This window comes from Microbacterium sp. sgz311019, from assembly GCF_056135325.1.
In genome coordinates, this window is record NZ_JBWAXO010000006.1 from 311,801 (window position 1) to 328,237 (window position 16,437).

17 protein-coding genes are annotated in these 16,437 nt (G+C 70.1%); 16 read left to right on the forward strand and 1 reads right to left on the reverse strand.

Annotated features, from left to right (window positions below):
- Positions 1-2: 2 nt before the first annotated feature.
- The 10 genes from folE (at position 3) to lysS (ending at position 8,335) form a co-directional block, all read left to right on the forward strand.
- Positions 3-596, forward strand: a complete 594-nt coding sequence (gene folE / locus AC0NZN_RS11990; protein ID WP_474592528.1) for a GTP cyclohydrolase I — start codon at positions 3-5, stop codon at positions 594-596.
- Between the two features lie 50 nt (positions 597-646).
- Positions 647-1,447, forward strand: coding sequence for a dihydropteroate synthase (gene folP / locus AC0NZN_RS11995; protein WP_474592568.1), 801 nt, complete (start codon positions 647-649; stop codon positions 1,445-1,447).
- Entirely contained in the window at positions 1,444-1,812 is a 369-nt protein-coding gene (gene folB, locus AC0NZN_RS12000) for a dihydroneopterin aldolase (RefSeq protein ID WP_474592529.1), read from the forward strand. The genes folP and folB overlap by 4 nt, the downstream gene beginning before the upstream one ends.
- Positions 1,809-2,420, forward strand: a complete 612-nt coding sequence (gene folK, locus AC0NZN_RS12005) for a 2-amino-4-hydroxy-6-hydroxymethyldihydropteridine diphosphokinase (RefSeq protein WP_474592530.1) — start codon at positions 1,809-1,811, stop codon at positions 2,418-2,420. Before folB ends, folK begins: the two co-directional genes overlap by 4 nt.
- Positions 2,417-2,911 (forward strand): DUF3180 domain-containing protein, encoded by a 495-nt coding sequence (locus AC0NZN_RS12010; RefSeq protein WP_474592531.1) that lies wholly within the window; start codon positions 2,417-2,419, stop codon positions 2,909-2,911. The genes folK and AC0NZN_RS12010 overlap by 4 nt, the downstream gene beginning before the upstream one ends.
- A gap of 31 nt (positions 2,912-2,942) precedes the next feature.
- The gene (locus tag AC0NZN_RS12015) at positions 2,943-3,503 is read left to right on the forward strand and encodes a PH domain-containing protein (RefSeq protein ID WP_474592532.1); all 561 of its coding nucleotides are present in this window, start codon (positions 2,943-2,945) and stop codon (positions 3,501-3,503) included.
- Between the two features lie 14 nt (positions 3,504-3,517).
- Positions 3,518-5,122 carry a PH domain-containing protein gene (locus tag AC0NZN_RS12020; protein ID WP_474592533.1) on the forward strand — a complete coding sequence of 535 codons (1,605 nt, stop codon included), beginning with the start codon at positions 3,518-3,520 and terminating at the stop codon, positions 5,120-5,122.
- Positions 5,119-5,838 (forward strand): DUF2520 domain-containing protein, encoded by a 720-nt coding sequence (locus AC0NZN_RS12025; RefSeq protein ID WP_474592534.1) that lies wholly within the window; start codon positions 5,119-5,121, stop codon positions 5,836-5,838. Before AC0NZN_RS12020 ends, AC0NZN_RS12025 begins: the two co-directional genes overlap by 4 nt.
- A 28-nt stretch (positions 5,839-5,866) precedes the next feature.
- The gene (locus AC0NZN_RS12030) at positions 5,867-6,712 is read left to right on the forward strand and encodes a 4-phosphopantoate--beta-alanine ligase (RefSeq protein ID WP_474592535.1); all 846 of its coding nucleotides are present in this window, start codon (positions 5,867-5,869) and stop codon (positions 6,710-6,712) included.
- Positions 6,713-6,805: 93 nt separating this feature from the next.
- Positions 6,806-8,335 carry a lysine--tRNA ligase gene (lysS, locus tag AC0NZN_RS12035; RefSeq protein ID WP_474592536.1) on the forward strand — a complete coding sequence of 510 codons (1,530 nt, stop codon included), beginning with the start codon at positions 6,806-6,808 and terminating at the stop codon, positions 8,333-8,335.
- Here the strand turns inward: lysS and AC0NZN_RS12040 are convergent.
- Complete coding sequence (locus tag AC0NZN_RS12040; RefSeq protein WP_474592537.1) at positions 8,328-9,494, reverse strand: DUF4192 family protein; 1,167 nt, start codon at positions 9,492-9,494, stop codon at positions 8,328-8,330. The two genes, lysS and AC0NZN_RS12040, sit on opposite strands and share 8 nt — an antisense overlap.
- A 121-nt stretch (positions 9,495-9,615) precedes the next feature.
- On the opposite strand from AC0NZN_RS12040, the gene AC0NZN_RS12045 reads away from it, so the two are divergent.
- The 6 genes from AC0NZN_RS12045 to AC0NZN_RS12070 all read left to right on the forward strand — a co-directional run bounded on the left by AC0NZN_RS12045 (position 9,616) and on the right by AC0NZN_RS12070 (position 16,313).
- Entirely contained in the window at positions 9,616-9,792 is a 177-nt protein-coding gene (locus AC0NZN_RS12045) for a hypothetical protein (protein ID WP_474592538.1), read from the forward strand.
- A gap of 86 nt (positions 9,793-9,878) precedes the next feature.
- The gene (cls, locus tag AC0NZN_RS12050; protein WP_474592569.1) at positions 9,879-11,336 is read left to right on the forward strand and encodes a cardiolipin synthase; all 1,458 of its coding nucleotides are present in this window, start codon (positions 9,879-9,881) and stop codon (positions 11,334-11,336) included.
- Positions 11,337-11,538: 202 nt separating this feature from the next.
- Positions 11,539-12,246 (forward strand): hypothetical protein, encoded by a 708-nt coding sequence (locus tag AC0NZN_RS12055; protein ID WP_474592539.1) that lies wholly within the window; start codon positions 11,539-11,541, stop codon positions 12,244-12,246.
- 170 nt (positions 12,247-12,416) lie between these two features.
- Entirely contained in the window at positions 12,417-14,942 is a 2,526-nt protein-coding gene (locus tag AC0NZN_RS12060) for an ATP-dependent Clp protease ATP-binding subunit (RefSeq protein ID WP_474592540.1), read from the forward strand.
- 91 nt (positions 14,943-15,033) lie between these two features.
- On the forward strand, positions 15,034-15,537 hold the full coding sequence (locus AC0NZN_RS12065) for an amino-acid N-acetyltransferase (RefSeq protein ID WP_474592541.1): 504 nt from the start codon (positions 15,034-15,036) through the stop codon (positions 15,535-15,537).
- Positions 15,538-15,608: 71 nt separating this feature from the next.
- Positions 15,609-16,313: a hypothetical protein gene (locus AC0NZN_RS12070; RefSeq protein ID WP_474592542.1), complete on the forward strand. Its 705-nt coding sequence runs from the start codon at positions 15,609-15,611 to the stop codon at positions 16,311-16,313.
- The last annotated feature ends 124 nt before the right edge of the window (positions 16,314-16,437 follow it).

The window sequence follows — 16,437 nt, forward strand, 5'->3', positions numbered from 1 at the left end:
GCGTGACCGTCGATCGTGAGCGCGTCCGCGCGCTCGTGCACGAACTGCTGGGGGCGATCGGGGAGGACCCCGATCGCCCCGGACTGCGGCAGACCCCCCAGCGTGTGGCCGATGCCTACGCCGAGTTCTTCGCCGGTGTGGGGCAGGATGCCGCGGCCCCCCTCGCGCACACCATCACGGTGTCGTCCGGGCCCGCGCCCGACACCGTGCCCTCCGGCGCGGTGATGCTGCGCGACATCCGCTTCCGCAGCATGTGCGAGCACCATCTCCTGCCCTTCACCGGGCACGCCCACATCGCGTACCTGCCCGGGGAGCAGGTCGTCGGACTCGGCGCGCTGCCGAAGGTCGTCGGCATCCTCGCCTCCCGCCCCCAGGTGCAGGAGCGCCTGGGGGAGCAGATCGCGGACACGATCATGGGCTCGCTCGACTGCCGGGGCGTGCTCGTCGTGCTCGATGCCGCGCACCAGTGCGTCACCGCCCGCGGTGAGCAGCAGGCCGACGCATCCACTGTCACGATCGCCGCGCGCGGCGAGCTGGCCGAGCCGGCGGCCCGCGCCGAGCTCATCGCCCTCATCGGAGCGGGATCCGGCCGTTGAGCGAGCGCGCTCCGCACGCCGTCCGGTCCGTGGGACCCGCCGTCCAGGTCATGGGGATCGTGAACGTGACCCCCGACTCGTTCAGCGACGGCGGCCGCTACCTTGATCACGCGGCGGCCATCGACCACGGCCGCAAGCTGCTGGCCGACGGCGCCGACATCCTCGACGTGGGCGGGGAGTCGACGCGCCCGGGAGCGCAGCGGGTCTCGCCCGAGGTCGAGCGGGAGCGCGTCATCCCGGTGATCGAGGCCCTCGCCGGGTGGGGCGGGGTGGTGAGCATCGACACGATGAACGCGTCCACCGCGCTCGCGGCGATCACCGCCGGCGCGCGGATCGTCAACGATGTCTCGGGCGGCCTCGCCGACCCTGAGATGCTGCCCGCGGTCGCCGGTACGGACGCCGAGATCGCACTCGGGCACTGGCGGGGACCGTCGGTCGACATGTACGCCCACGCCCAGTACGAGGACATCGTCGCCGAGGTCGTCGCGGAGCTCACGCAGCGCATGACGGATGCGGCGGCCGCCGGCATCCCGCAGGAGCGGATGATCATCGATCCCGGCATCGGATTCGGCAAGCGGGGCGGGCAGAATTGGGACGTGCTCCGACGCCTTCCCGATCTGTCCCTGCTCGGTCCGCGCCTGCTCGTGGGGACGAGCCGCAAGCGGTTCCTGACCGAGGCGCTGTCCGCCGCCGCCGATGCGGAACCGTCGACCGACCGCCGCGACCTCGCCACGGCCGTCACGAGCGTGCTCGCAGCGCAAGCCGGCGCATGGGCGGTCCGCGTCCACGACGTCGCCGCGACCCGGGATGCCCTGCGCATCGCGCAGCTGTGGACGGGGGAGGCGCGATGAACTCGTTCGACGAGATCACGCTCACGGGGGTTCGGGCGACCGGGTATCACGGCGTGTACGAGCACGAGCGCCGCGAGGGCCAGGAGTTCGTCGTGGATGCGACGCTGTTCCTCGATACCGCACGCGCCGCGGACACCGATCAGGTCACGGACACCGTGCACTACGGCGAGGTCGCGGAGCGCATCGTGGCGATCGTCGCGGGCGAGCCTGTCAACCTCCTCGAGCGGCTGGCGCAGCTGCTTGCCGATGCTCTGCTCTCCGAGCCACTCGTCCACCGCGTGCGAGTGACCGTCCACAAGCCGCAGGCGCCCATCGCGGTCCCGTTCTCCGACGTCTCGGTGACGATCGAAAGGAGTGCTGCGTGAGCGGCGGCTTCCGCTGGCCGGATCGCCGCCTCGCCGCCGGCTTCCACGGCGACGTGCCGCCGTCGAGCGCGCAGACCGTCACCGCCGTCGTCGCGCTGGGCGCGAACCTCGGCGACCGCGAGGCCACGCTTGCCGCCGCCGTGGAGGAGCTGCGCCGCCTGCCGCTGACCGACGGGGTCGTCGCATCCGCCCCGATCGAATCGGTCGCGATGACGCTGACCGGCGCGGACGAGTCCGCCCCGCCGTACCTCAACGCGGTCGCGCTCGTGACGACGCGCCTCGCGCCCACCGTGCTGCTGTCGTACCTGCAGGCGATCGAGACGCGCCACGGGCGCGACCGGGCCACGGAGGGCCGCTGGGGGTCGCGCACGCTCGACCTCGACCTCGTCGCGTACGGCGACGTCGTCAGCGCCGATCCGGCCCTGACGCTGCCGCACCCGCGGGCCGGGCAGCGCGACTTCGTGCTCGGGCCCTGGCTGCAGGTGGATCCGGATGCGGTGCTCCCTGGTTCGGGCCGCGTCGACGCCCTGCTCGCCCGCCGTGCCGCGGAGCCGCCGGCGCCCGGTGAGCCGGCGCCCGGCGACGAGGCGACGGGGGCCGGGGCATGAAGCGCACGGGTGCCGTTCCACTCGTCATCGCCGCCGTCGTCGGGATCGGCGTCGGGTTCCTGACCGACCAGATCCTCACGTCCGCCGGCCGGGCGACCTTCACGCCCACGGTCACGCTGCCGATCCTGCTGATCCTGCTCGGTGCCGTCGACATCCTGCTCGCGGTCCCCATCAGGCGAGCCACCCGCGGCCTGTCGAAGGCGCAGGTCAACCCGTTCCGCGCGCTGCGGGTCGCGATGCTCGCGAAGGCCTCGAGCATCGTGGGCGCGGCCGTCGGCGGATTCGCCGTGGGACTGGTGCTCTTCCTGTCGAGCCGTCCGGTGACGCCGTCGGTAGGCTCATGGGGCGTCATCATCGCGACGGCTGTGTGCGGCGGCATCCTGCTCGTAGCCGGCCTGGTGGCGGAGCACCTCTGCACAATCCGGAAGGACGGCGACGACGATGAGCACCCCGGAGCCCGCGACGCCGAGCCCCCCGCCCACTCGCACTGAGCCGCAGGTCCCGGGCGCATCGGCGCCGGTCATGAGGGCCGCTCGGGATGCGCAGGTCCCGTCCGCCCTCGACCGCGACACGTTCCCTCGCATGCTCGAGCCGCGCTCCGCCTCCCGCCTCCCGCTCGGCGACGGCACATGGCATCAGCTCGCCCGCTCGTACATGTGGGTCCGGCTCATCACGCTGACCGGGCTGTTCGCCGTCATCGCGGTCGCGGCGACGCTCCTCGCCCTCCTGGCAGGCTGGGTCTGGGTGTGGATCCCCGCCGGCCCCGCGCTTCTCGTCGTCGCGATCATGATCGCGATCGCCCCGCGGCAGGTGCGCGCGTTCGGCTATCAGCTGCGTCAGGACGACCTGGTCTTCCGGCGCGGCATCCTCTGGCAGCGCTCCGTCGCCGTGCCGTACGGCCGGATGCAGCTCGTCGACATCGAGCACGGCCCGCTCGACCGCGGCTTCGGCATCGCACGGCTGAAGCTCGTGACGGCCGCCGCATCGACGGGCGTGGAGCTCCCCGGCCTGACGCAGGAGGCGGCCGAGGAGCTGCGCGACACCCTCATCCGGGTGGCGGAGTCCCGCCGGACCGGGCTGTGATGACCCGTCAGCCCATGCCTCGCACGCCGCTCAGCGACGGCGAGTGGCACCGCATGCACCCGCTCACTCCGCTGTTCCGCGGGGGACTGGTGCTCGTCGTGGTCGCCGGTCTCGTCATCTCGAATCTGCGCGACCGTCTGATCGCGCTCTTCCTGCCTGTGGTCGCTCCCGACGTGCCGACCGAGGAGGCGCCCGGCGATCCCGTCGACTTCGTGCTGCGGCACAACCTCGTGGTCCTCGCCCTCACCGCAGTGCTCATCGTCGTGATGGTGCTCATCGGGCTGTTCTACGTGTCGTGGCGATTCCACACGTTCCGCATCACGGGCGACCACGTCGAGGAGCGTCACGGCGTGCTCTTCCGCAGCCACCGCCGGGCTCCCCTCGACCGCGTGCAGGGCGTGAACCTCACTCGGCCGATGCTGGCGCGTCTGTGCGGCATGGCGAAGCTCGAGGTCGTCGGCGCAGGCTCCGACGCGAACGTGAGGCTCGAGTATCTCTCCACGTCGAACGCCGAGGCCGTGCGCGCCGACATCCTGCGCCTCGCCTCGGGTCTGCGACTGGCGAAGGCGGGAGTGGATGCGGCGGCCGGCGGTGCATCGGCGCCCACGCGCACCGCGGCCGCGGCGGCGACCGTGTCCGCGGCGCTCGACGGGCTCGTGTGGGGTCCCGAGGCTCCGGTGGCGGAGCCCGCATCCGTCGTCTCCATTCCAGTGGGGCGGCTCGTCGCATCCCACCTGCTGAGTCGCTCGACGTTCGTGCTGCTCGTCCTGCTGGGTCTCATCGTGTGGGGCGCGAGCGTCGGCACGCCGTGGCTGCTCGTCAGCTTCATCCCGGCGCTGATCGGCTTCGGCACCTACTGGGTGCGCCAGATCACACGCGCTCTGCGCTACTCGATCGCGCCGACGCCCGACGGCGTGCGCATCACGTTCGGCCTCTTCACCACGATCACCGAGATCCTGCCGCCGGGACGGGTGCATGCCGTGCAGATCACCCAGCCGCTGCTGTGGCGGCCGGCGGGCTGGTGGCGCATCACGATCAACCGCCTGTCGGGCCATCGTGCCGGCAGCGACAGCCGCGCCGAAGAGGAGGCGACCCGTGTGCTGCCCGTCGGCACCCGCGCTGACGTCGAGCGCGTGCTCCACCTGCTGCTGCCCGGCCTCCCGGAGAGCGAGTGGCCGCTGATCGTCGCCCACGGGATCCGGGCCCACGCGCCGCGGAGCGGGCGCGGGGAGGGCGCAGACGACGACCCGTACACCACGACACCGCGTCGCGCGCGCCTGCTGCACCTCCTGTCGTGGCGGCGCAACGGTTTCCGCGTGACTCCGGATGCGCTGTTCCTCCGCCGCGGACGGCTGCACCGTCGACTGGCCGTCTTCCCGCTCGCGCGCACGCAGAGCATCGACATGACGCAGGGCCCGATCGCCCGCGCGTTCCGTGTCGCGTCCCTCCACGTCCACACGGTCCCCGGCCGGGTCTCCGGGCACCTCACCGGCATCGACCGGGATGCGGCGCTGGCGGCGTTCGCGGAGGTGGAGGCGGCCGCGGTGGCCGCCGCATCCACCGATCGCAGCCACCGCTGGGCCGGCGCGACCGGCGAGACCGCCGGAGCACCGGTATGAACCGCGACGGGCGCCTCGGCGTCGGGATCATCGGCGCGGGCCGCGTGGGTCCCGTGATCGGCGCCGCCCTCGCCGGCGCCGGCCACGCCATCATCGGCATCACGACCGGCGCGCACGACGAGCGCGCCGGCGCCGTCCTCCCGGGTGCGCCGGTCCTCGACGCGCTCGAGATCGTCCGGCGCAGCGAGCTCGTCGTCATCGCGGTGCCGCACGACGAGCTGCCGGGGCTCGTGTCCGGACTCGCGGAGCTCGAGGCCTGGCAGCTGGGGCAGCTCGTGATGCACACCGACCCGGCGCACGGCCTGGAGGTGCTCGGGCCGGCCGCCCGGCGGGGGGCGATCCCGCTGGCAGTGCATCCGGCCATCGCGTTCACGGGCACCTCGATGGATCTCCGGATGCTGCGCGACGCCTACGCCGCCGTCACCGCGCCCGGTCCGGTGCTGCCGATCGCGCAGGCGCTCGCGGTGGAGATGGGATGCGAGCCGGTAGTGGTCGCGGATGCCGACCGGCCCGCGTACGCCGAGGCGATCGCGACGGCGACCACCTTCTCACGCTCGATCGTGCGCCAAGCCGCGGGTCTCCTGCGGCAGGCCGGTGTCGCCGAGCCCGGCTCGTATCTGTCCGCCCTCGTGCACGCCACGGTCGACCTCGCCCTCCGCGACGCCGATCCGCTCTCGGAGGTGGACCGGATCGAGCCCGACGAGCTGGACGGATGAAGGGCGCGGGGGCCGCTACGCTCCAAAGATGATCACGACCGTCGATGCGCTGCGCGCCCGGCTCGACACCATCCGCTCGGCGGGTCCGGATGCGCGCATCGCGCACGTCACGACGCTCGGATCGCTCCACGACGGGCACATCGATCTGGTGCACCGCGCGAAGGAGCTGGCCGACGTCGTCGTGGTGACGGTCTTCGCGAACCCGTTGCGCTTCCGGAATGCGGCCGAGCTGGAGGCGTATCCCCGCACGCTGGACGACGATGAGCGACTGCTCGAGTCGCTCGGCGTCGATGTCATGTTCGGGCCGGATGCGGCCGAGCTCCTGCCGCGCGGAGCTGACACCACGAAGGTCTCGGCGGGCGATCTGGGCCTGCGCTACGAGGGGAGCGCCCGCGCGACCTACTTCGACGCACTCCTGACGATCGAGGCGATGCTGATGAACATCGTCAAGCCGCATGTCGCCGTGTATGGCGAGCGCGACCGCCAGCGCGTGTTCCTCGTGCGGCGGATGGTGCGCGACCTGTTCCTGGACGTCGAGATCGACGCCATCCCGACCGTGCGCGACGACGACGGCGTGCCGATCTCGACGCGTCTCGCCTTCCTCGACGAGGCGGACCGCAGCGCCGCGCGCAAGCTGACGGTGGCGCTCGACGCGGCGGCCGCCAACGCCGATCGCGGTGTCGACGCCTGCATCGCCGCAGCGCAGTCGACCCTCATGGGCGAGCCGCGCGTGCGACTCGAGTACCTGAGTGTGGTCGATCCCGACACCTTCCTCCCCGCCGACGAGAATCGCACCGGCCCGGCGATCGCGCTCATCGCGGGCACGATCGGCGGTCACCGGTTCGTCGACAACACGCCCATCCTGCTCGGATGAGCCGTCGGCGTTCCGTGCGGCGCTGAGGGCTCAGCAACCGCGGAGGGGCGCGCCGATAAGCTGGACCGCGACTTTCCCGAGGAGCCTGCCGACATGACCGATACGACTGCGCCCGCCGACGGCGCGCCCGCCGAGCCGACCGAAGAGGACATCTTCGAGCAGAAGGCCGTGCGCCGCGCCAAGCGCGAACGGCTGATCTCCGAACGGACGGATGCCGCGGGCGGCCCATACCCGGTCAGCGTCGGCGTGACCGACACCATCCCCGCGCTGCGCGAGCAGTACGCCGATCTCGAGGCGGGGGCGGAGACCGGCGTCACCGCAGCCGTCGCCGGCCGTGTCGTCTTCAGCCGGAACACCGGCAAGCTGTGCTTCGCATCCCTCCAGTCCGGCGACGGGCAGCGCATCCAGGCGATGGTCTCGCTCGCTGCCGTCGGGGAGGAGTCGCTGCAGGCGTGGAAGGAGCTCGTGGACCTCGGCGACCACGTGTTCGTGCGCGGCGAGGTGATCTCCAGCCGCCGCGGCGAGCTGTCGATCATGGTGTCCGACTGGGCGATGGCCGCCAAAGCGCTGCTGCCGCTGCCGAACATGTACACCGAGCTCAGCGAGGAGAGCCGGGTCCGCAGCCGCTTCCTCGACCTCATCGTGCGCGACCAGGCACGCCAGACCGTGCGCGCTCGCGCCAAGGTCAACGCGAGCCTGCGCCGCACGTTCGAGGCGCACGACTTCGTCGAGGTCGAGACCCCGATGCTGCAGACGCAGCCGGGCGGCGCATCCGCCCGTCCCTTCATCACGCAGTCGAACGCCTTCGACACCGAGCTGTTCATGCGCATCGCGCCGGAGCTCTTCCTCAAGCGCGCCGTCGTGGGCGGCATCGAGCGGGTGTTCGAGATCAACCGGAACTTCCGCAACGAGGGTGCGGACTCCACCCACAGCCCCGAGTTCGCGATGCTCGAGGCCTACCAGGCCTACAGCGATTACAGCGGCATCGCCGACCTCACCCAGGAGCTGATCCAGAACGCGGCGATCGCCGTCGCCGGCTCGACCATGGTCACGTGGGCCGACGGTACTGTCTACGACCTCGGCGGCGAGTGGGATCGCATCTCGATGTACGGCTCGCTGTCCGACGCTGCCGGGCAGGACATCACCCCGCAGACCCCGGTCGAGGAGCTCGCCGCGCTGGGCGCCGCCCACGGCGTCGACACGCCTCCGCACGCGACCCACGGCAAGTGGGTCGAGGAGCTGTGGGAGCACTTCGTCAAGGGCGGCCTCACCAGTCCGACGTTCGTCATGGACTTCCCGGTCGACACGAGCCCGCTCGTGCGCGATCACCGCTCCATCGCGGGCGTGGTCGAGAAGTGGGACCTGTACGTCCGCGGCTTCGAGCTCGCGACCGGCTACTCCGAGCTCGTGGACCCCGTCATCCAGCGCGAGCGCTTCGTCGAGCAGGCGAAGCTCGCCGCCCGCGGCGATGACGAGGCCATGCGCATCGACGAGGACTTCCTGCGCGCGCTCGAGCACGGAATGCCGCCGTCGGGCGGGATGGGCATGGGCATCGACCGGCTCATGATGGCGATCACCGGTCTCGGCATCCGCGAGACGATCCTCTTCCCGCTCGTCAAGTAGCGCCTGCGCCTCCCGAGGTAATCGCCGCCGGGCGGGACGACGCATCGGGGTCGAACGCCCACTCCGGGAGGTGGGTGTTGATCACGAAGGCGAGGACGATCTCCGCGAGGCCGTGCTCCCGCTCGATCTCGAGCGCCTGCGTGCAGTAGACCTCCGCGTGTGTGGAGCTCCCGAGCGCCCATGACAGCCAGGCGCAGACGGCGAGCGGTCCCGGCCGGTCCTGTCGCGGCGCGACGGCGACGAGCCTGCGCACGAGCTCGAGTGCCGTGCGGAGACGTTCGCTCGCGGGCCGTCGGCCCTCGCCCCACATGCGGCACGCGAGGTCCGACGGGTAGTCGTCGCCCTCCTCCCAGTCGAGCTGGGCGTCGAGCGCCCGATCGCCTGCGGAGAGGTCGTCACACCACTGGATCAGGGCGACATCGCGGAGGGTCGGCCGCGCGAGGCAGTAGATCATGGACGCCGCGTCGAACGCGTCGACGGATGCCGCGTCCCAGTCCAGAGCCGTCTCGAACAGCAGCGGGATGTCGTTGAGCGCGCAGACGGCGGTGAGCGCGGCGGGATCGACGCGCGCGTCATCCGTCTCATCCGGCTGGTCGGTCACCAGTCGCACGGCCTGGCCGAGGCTCTTCAGCGCCCGCGCGACGCGCTCGCGCTCGGCCAGGTCGGATTCCGGGAGCTGCGCGCCGGCGGATTGATCGGGATTCGGCGCGGAGGCCGGGTCCACACCCAGGTCCGAGAGCGCTCGCCCGCCCTCTGGGCAGTCGGCGTCAAGATACGACCCCCACGCGTCGGATGCGACGCACAAGGCGTCGACGACGCGCAGGCCGCACGCATCCGCCCGCGATAGCAGGGCGGCCACGAGCGCAGCCTGCGGTGCATCCGGGGCATAGCTCTCCTCGGTGTACACGACGATCGTGAACCCGTCCGCCCTGGAGACCTTGCACACCATGCCGATGCAGGTGGAGGCGATGCGGTCGATCTCGTTCCGCTCGGCCCCGCCGGCGTCGGCACCGTGCGGCAGGTCGAACCGCATCGCGCCGAGGCTGCGCCCGCGCTCGAAGGGGATGAGGACGAGGCTCTCGCTCGGGGTGAAGCCGAGCATCTCGGGGACGAGGGTGAGGAAGTGCGCGGGGCTGTGCGCGCGGACGATCGTGGTCATGCCGTCGAGCCTGAGGGCGATGGATGCCGCGCGCCGAGCCGTCTGCGCGGCGGTGAGCCGGGGGCCGGCGGACGGCGGACGTGGAGGAGACCGTGGCCGACCCGGGCGTAGCATGGATGGCATGAATTACTGGGAAGCCATCGTGTGGTCGATCGCACCGACCCTCATCGTGAGCGCCCTGTTCTTCTTCGTGCTCCGCGCGGCCGTCCGCGCCGACCGCACCGAGCGCAAGGTCTACGCCAAGATCGAGGCCGAAGAGCGCGCCAAGCGCGGCATGCCCGCGGCATCCGAGCACTGACCTCTCCGCCGGGGTCTCGCATCCCGGCCGCGCGGGGCGCCCCCGCTACGCTGGGATGACATCCCAGGGAGGCGCGAGTGCTGACGATCACGTTCTCGGCGACGTGGTGGCTGGTGCTCGTCTTCATCTTCGACCTCGCGGTCCGCATCGGTGCGATCATCGTCGTTCCGCGCAACCGCCGGCCGGGGTCTGCGACCGCCTGGCTGCTGGCGATCTACTTCATCCCCCTCGTGGGCGTGCTCCTGTTCCTGCTGATCGGCAACCCGCGCCTGCCGCGCAAGCGCCGCCGGAAGCAGCGCGACATCAACGACTACATCCGCCAGACGAGCGAGCAGCTCGCCTTCGGCACGCTGCGCCCGCACGCCCCGGAATGGTTCACGTCCCTGGTGACCCTGAACCGCACGTTGGGCGCCATGCCGATCACGGGCGACAACTCCGCGCACCTCATCTCCGAGTACCAGGAGAGTCTCGACGCGATGGCGTCTGCGATCGAGCGGGCGCAGTCCTTCGTGCACTGCGAGTTCTACATCCTGCAGGCGGATGCGTCGACCGAGGGGTTCTTCAGCGCCCTCGAGGGTGCGGCGGCCCGCGGCGTCCAGGTGCGCGTGCTGCTCGACCATTGGGCCAATCGCGGCAAGCCCTACTACAAGCGCACCCTCAAGCGGCTGACCGCGATGGGCGCCGAGTGGCATCTCATGCTGCCGGTGCAGCCCTTCAAGGGGCGCTACCAGCGGCCCGACCTCCGCAACCACCGCAAGCTGCTCGTGGTCGACGGGCTCGTCGCATTCATGGGCTCGCAGAATGTGACCGATTCCACGTACAACCTGCGGAAGAACATCAAGCGCGGCCTGCACTGGGTCGACCTCATGGCGCGCATGGAGGGGCCGGTCGTCGCATCCATCGATGCCGTGTTCCTCTCCGACTGGTACAGCGAGACCGACGAGGTCATCGAGACCGAACGGGAGCTCTTCTCGGTGACGACCGGACCCGGTGACCTCGACTGCCAGATCGTGCCGTCCGGGCCGGGGTTCGACTTCGAGAACAACCTCCGGCTCTTCCTCGGTCTCATGCACTCGGCGCAGCGCAAGGTCATCGTCGTCAGCCCCTACTTCGTGCCGGACGAGGCGCTGCTGCTGGCGATCACGACGGCGTGCAACCGCGGACTGCAGGTCGAGCTCTTCGTGTCGGAGGAGGGCGACCAGGCGATCGTCTACCACGCGCAGCGCTCCTACTACGAGGTGCTGCTGCGCGCGGGAGTGAAGATCTGGATGTACAAGAAGCCCTACATCCTGCACTCGAAGTCCATGTCGATCGATGATGAGATCGCGATCTTCGGCTCCAGCAACATGGATATGCGCTCGTTCGGTCTCAACATGGAGATCTCGATGCTCGTGCGCGGCACCGAGTTCGTGGAGGAGCTGCGCGGCGTCGAGGACAAGTACCGCAGCCTCAGCCGCGAACTCACGCTGGACGAATGGATGCAGCAGCCCCTGCGATCGACCGTGCTCGACAACCTCGCCCGGCTGACCTCGGCACTCCAATAGCGACCTGCGTGCGAATGAAACGGCGCAGGAGACGCGCGCCGGTGACGCCCTTTCCGCTCACATGGTGGCGAAATGGATGCCGCACACCTAACGAAAGGGTGTCGGGCATCCCTTTGCACGCGCATTTCCGGCAACATGGTGCTCAATGGGGAGAAGGGGGACTCCGATGTCTCGTTCTGCACGCATTTCGGGTGGCGCTCTCATGATCGTCGCTCTGGTATTCGGCGGGCTCGTGGGATGCGCCTCGAACCCCTCTCCGGGCTCCAGCTCCGCTTCGCCGTCCGAGTCCGCATCCGCCCCGGGCACGGCGGCCGTGGGCGCCGCCTGGCTGGATGCCGGCAAGGGTACGGCGGTCGTGAGCATGGGGAGCTCGACCTGCCCGCCCAAGGCCGGCGATGCCTCCGCGAGCGGCCAGACCGTGACGGTCGAGTTCAGCCTGCCATCGGGGAAGACGGCGTGCACCGCCGACTTCGCTCCTCGCGCGTCGTACGTCGCCCTGCCGGCCGGGGTCGACCCGACCAAGGACGTCCAGATCGTCGCCAAGGGCGCGCTCTCCGGAACGGTGAAGCTCACGGCACTCTCATCGACGCCTGCGGCGGCCGGCGAGAACGCGCCGAGCGCCGGCTGGGTCGAAGGCACCGCCGGTGGGTCCGACATCCCCGACGGAAGCTTCGCCTTCGCCACGTGGGGTTCGTCGACCTGCCCGCCCTCCGTCGCCTCGGTGACCGCGACCGGCTCGGCGACCGTCGTGGTGCAGCTCTCGGCATCCGCGGACACCGCCTGCACGATGGACATGGTCCCCCGCGCCGGTCTCACTGCGGTGCCGTCGACCATCACGGGCGCCGCCGTCAAGGTCGCCTTCCTGGGAGCCGGCGCCGCAGGAACCACGGACATGCTCGGCACGCGCTGACCCGATCCAGGCAGCGTCGCTGAGACGGCGCATCCTTCGTCGCGTCCGCCCGCGGGCTCTCCACGCCCGATCGAGCGAACGCTATGCCCCTGGCGAACACGGGCGCGCGCTCGGCGAGCGCTGGTTACGCTCGAAGCACGGCGCCACCAGTGCGCCGGGAGGAGTCGACGATGTTCGAGAGATTCACGGATCGTGCCCGTCGTGTGGTTGTGCTCGCCCAGGAAGAGGCGAAGATGCTCAACCACAACTACATCGGCACGGAGCACATCCTGCTCGGCCTCATCCACGAGGGCGAGGGTGTCGCAGCCAAGGCGCTCGAGTCCCTCGGCATCTCGCTGGACGCCGTCCGCGAGCAGGTGCAGGACATCATCGGGCAGGGCCAGCAGCAGCCCACGGGCCACATCCCGTTCACGCCCCGTGCCAAGAAGGTGCTCGAGCTGTCTCTTCGCGAGGCGCTGCAGCTGGGCCACAACTACATCGGGACCGAGCACATCCTGCTCGGCCTCATCCGCGAGGGCGAGGGCGTGGCCGCCCAGGTGCTCGTGAAGCTCGGCGCCGACCTGAACAAGGTGCGCCAGCAGGTCATTCAGCTTCTCAGTGGGTACCAGGGCAAGGAGCCGGCCGCGGTCTCTGGCGCTGCGCACGAACAGCAGGCGGCCGCACAGGGAGGATCCCAGGTGCTCGATCAGTTCGGGCGGAACCTGACCCAGGCCGCCCGCGAGGGCAAGCTCGACCCGGTGATCGGGCGCGAGAAGGAGATCGAGCGCGTCATGCAGATCCTGTCGCGACGCTCGAAGAACAACCCCGTCCTGATCGGTGAGCCCGGCGTCGGCAAGACCGCCGTCGTGGAGGGCCTCGCCCAGGCGATCGTCAAGGGCGATGTCCCCGAGACGCTGAAGGACAAGCAGCTGTACTCCCTCGACCTCGGCTCGCTCATCGCGGGCTCCCGCTACCGCGGCGACTTCGAGGAACGGCTGAAGAAGGTCACGAAGGAGATCCGCACCCGCGGCGACATCATCGTCTTCATCGACGAGATCCACACGCTCGTGGGCGCCGGCGCCGCCGAGGGCGCGATCGACGCCGCATCCATCCTCAAGCCGCTGCTCGCGCGCGGCGAGCTCCAGACGATCGGCGCCACCACGCTCGACGAGTACCGCAAGCACTTCGAGAAGGATGCTGCTCTCGAGCGCCGGTTCCAGCCGATCCAGGTCGCCGAGCCCTCGCTGCCGCACGCCATCAACATCCTGAAGGGTCTGCGCGACCGCTACGAGGCGCACCACAAGGTGCAGATCACCGACGGTGCGATCGTCGCTGCGGCGAACCTCGCCGACCGGTACATCAGCGACCGCTTCCTGCCCGACAAGGCCATCGACCTCATCGACGAGGCAGGCGCCCGCCTGCGCCTGTCGATCCTGTCGAGCCCGCCCGAGCTGCGCGAGTTCGACGAGAAGATCGCCTCCATCCGCAGCGCGAAGGAGCAGGCCTCCGAGGAGCAGGACTTCGAGAAGGCCGCATCCCTGCGCGACGAGGAGAAGTCCCTGCTCGCCGAGCGTCTTCGCCTCGAGAAGCAGTGGCGCAGCGGCGACGTCGCCAGCCACGCGGTGGTGGACGAGGGCCTGATCGCCGAGGTGCTCGCGCAGGCGACCGGCATCCCGGTGTTCAAGCTCACCGAGGAGGAGTCGAGCCGTCTCGTCTTCATGGAGAAGGCGCTGCACCAGCGCGTCATCGGCCAGGAGGAGGCGATCGCCGCGCTCGCGAAGACGATCCGTCGTCAGCGCGCCGGCCTCAAGGATCCGAAGCGTCCATCGGGATCGTTCATCTTCGCCGGCCCCACGGGCGTCGGCAAGACCGAGCTCGCCAAGGCGCTCGCGGAGTTCCTGTTCGACGACGAGGGCGCGCTGATCTCGCTCGACATGTCGGAGTTCGGCGAGAAGCACACCGTCTCGCGGCTGTTCGGAGCCCCTCCCGGGTTCGTCGGATTCGAAGAGGGGGGCCAGCTCACCGAGAAGGTGCGGCGCAAGCCGTTCTCGGTCGTGCTCTTCGACGAGATCGAGAAGGCGCACCCGGACATCTTCAACTCGCTGCTGCAGATCCTCGAAGAGGGTCGCCTGACCGACGGTCAGGGCCGGGTCGTCGACTTCAAGAACACGGTCATCATCATGACGACGAACCTCGGGTCGTCGGCGATCGCCGGGGGGCCCGTGGGCTTCCAGGTCGAGGGCAACCCGCAGACCTCGTACGACCGGATGAAGGGCAAGGTCGACGAAGAGCTCAAGCGGCACTTCAAGCCCGAGTTCCTCAACCGCGTGGACGACATCATCGTGTTCCCGCAGCTGAGCAAGGACGAGCTGCGCCAGATCGTGGGTCTGTTCACCAAGCGTCTCGGCGAGCGCCTGCTCGACCGCGACATGACGGTGGAGCTGACGGACGCGGCGAAGGACAAGCTCATCGAGATCGGCTTCGACCCGACCCTCGGTGCGCGTCCGCTGCGCCGCGCCATGCAGCGCGAGGTCGAGGACCGGCTCAGCGAGCAGATCCTGCACGGCCAGCTCAACCCCGGCGACCACGTGAAGGTGGATGCGCAGAACGGAGAGTTCGTGTTCGACACCGCGCCGCGCGGCGAGAAGGTCGCGATCGGCATCGCCGGAGGCGGCGAGATCTCGGCCACGCCGGACATGGCGGTCAACGGCAACTGACGGACGTCAGAGCGATCGAGAGGGTGGATGCGGAAGCATCCACCCTCTCGTCGCTTCCGGGAGCACGCTGCCGGGTGATTACGCTGGAACGATGAGCAGCTTCAGCGTGCGGCCGGCACGCTCGTCCGATGTCCGCGGCATACAGGCGATGCTGGAGCCGTACGTCCAGCGACGCATCCTGTTGGGCAAGGACATCGTCCTGCTGTACGAATCGTTGCAGCAGTTCCTCGTCGCCGAGGCCGATGGCACGCTGATCGGCTGCGGCGCCCTCCACGTCATGTGGGAGGACCTCGGCGAGATCCGCACCCTGATCGTCGAGGACGAGTGGCTGCATCACGGCGTGGGCAAAGCCATAGTTCAGGGACTCGAGGACAACGCCCGTGCGCTCGGCCTCTCGCGCCTTTTCTGTCTGACGTTCGAGGTCGACTTCTTCACGCGTCACGGGTTCGCCCCGATCGGGGAGCAAGTGGTCGACCCGGACGTGTACTCTCAGCTGCTGCGCAGCCCGGATGAGGGCGTCGCGGAGTTCCTCGACCTCGCGCACGTCAAGCCGAACACGCTGGGCAACACGCGGATGCTCAAGCGGCTCGTCTGACGCTCGGCCGTGATATCTGCACGACGCGCGCCGATCCCGGTGGCGTCGCTCGCCGCGCTTAGCCTGGAATCATGACCAGTCAGCAGCCGCGTCGCCGGCATTCGCCGGCGGTCTACCGGCGTCGCCGGCTCGTCGTGCTGCTGGTCCTCATCCTCATCATCGCGGGCGTGTGGCTGCTCATCGCGAAGCCCTGGGCGAGCAGGGCGGCCGACGCGGGCGGACCCTCCCCGGCGGTGGGCGCCACCGGGATGACGGCGTTGCCGGTGCCCTCGGCATCCACCCCCTCTCCGACCGCGGCACCGCCGCTCGACCCGACGCCGACCGCGACTCCGACGCCGACCGCGACCCACGCGGCGACCGCGACCGCGGCGCCCTGCACCTCCGCGAACGTGACGGTGGATGCCGTGACCGACCAGAACACCTACCCCGGCGGGCAGAACCCCAAGCTGTCGATCCGGCTGACGAACCACGGCGTCAAGGACTGCACGATGAACGTGGGCACGACGACGCAGAAGTACACGGTCACCAGCGGCAGCGATACGTGGTGGCGGTCGACCGACTGCCAGTCGGAGCCCAGCGACATGGTCGTCCTCATCAAGGCAGGGCAGACCGTGCAGAGCGCGTCTCCGCTCACGTGGGACCGCACGCGATCGTCCGTATCGACGTGCAATTCGCCGAGTCGGCCGAAGGCGCCGGGGGGCGGCGCGTCATATCATCTCGGCGTTGAAATCGGCGGAATCGCGTCCGCTCAGACCACACAATTCATCCTTTATTAGGATATATTCTGTTCAAAATGTCCCCCAAAAAGGGGACGCGAGCGCCTATTGCATTCACATAACCTGAAGTGGTCACGCAGACGTCGTAGCTGTCCCCAGCAGCGCCGAGCCGGCCCGATATCTT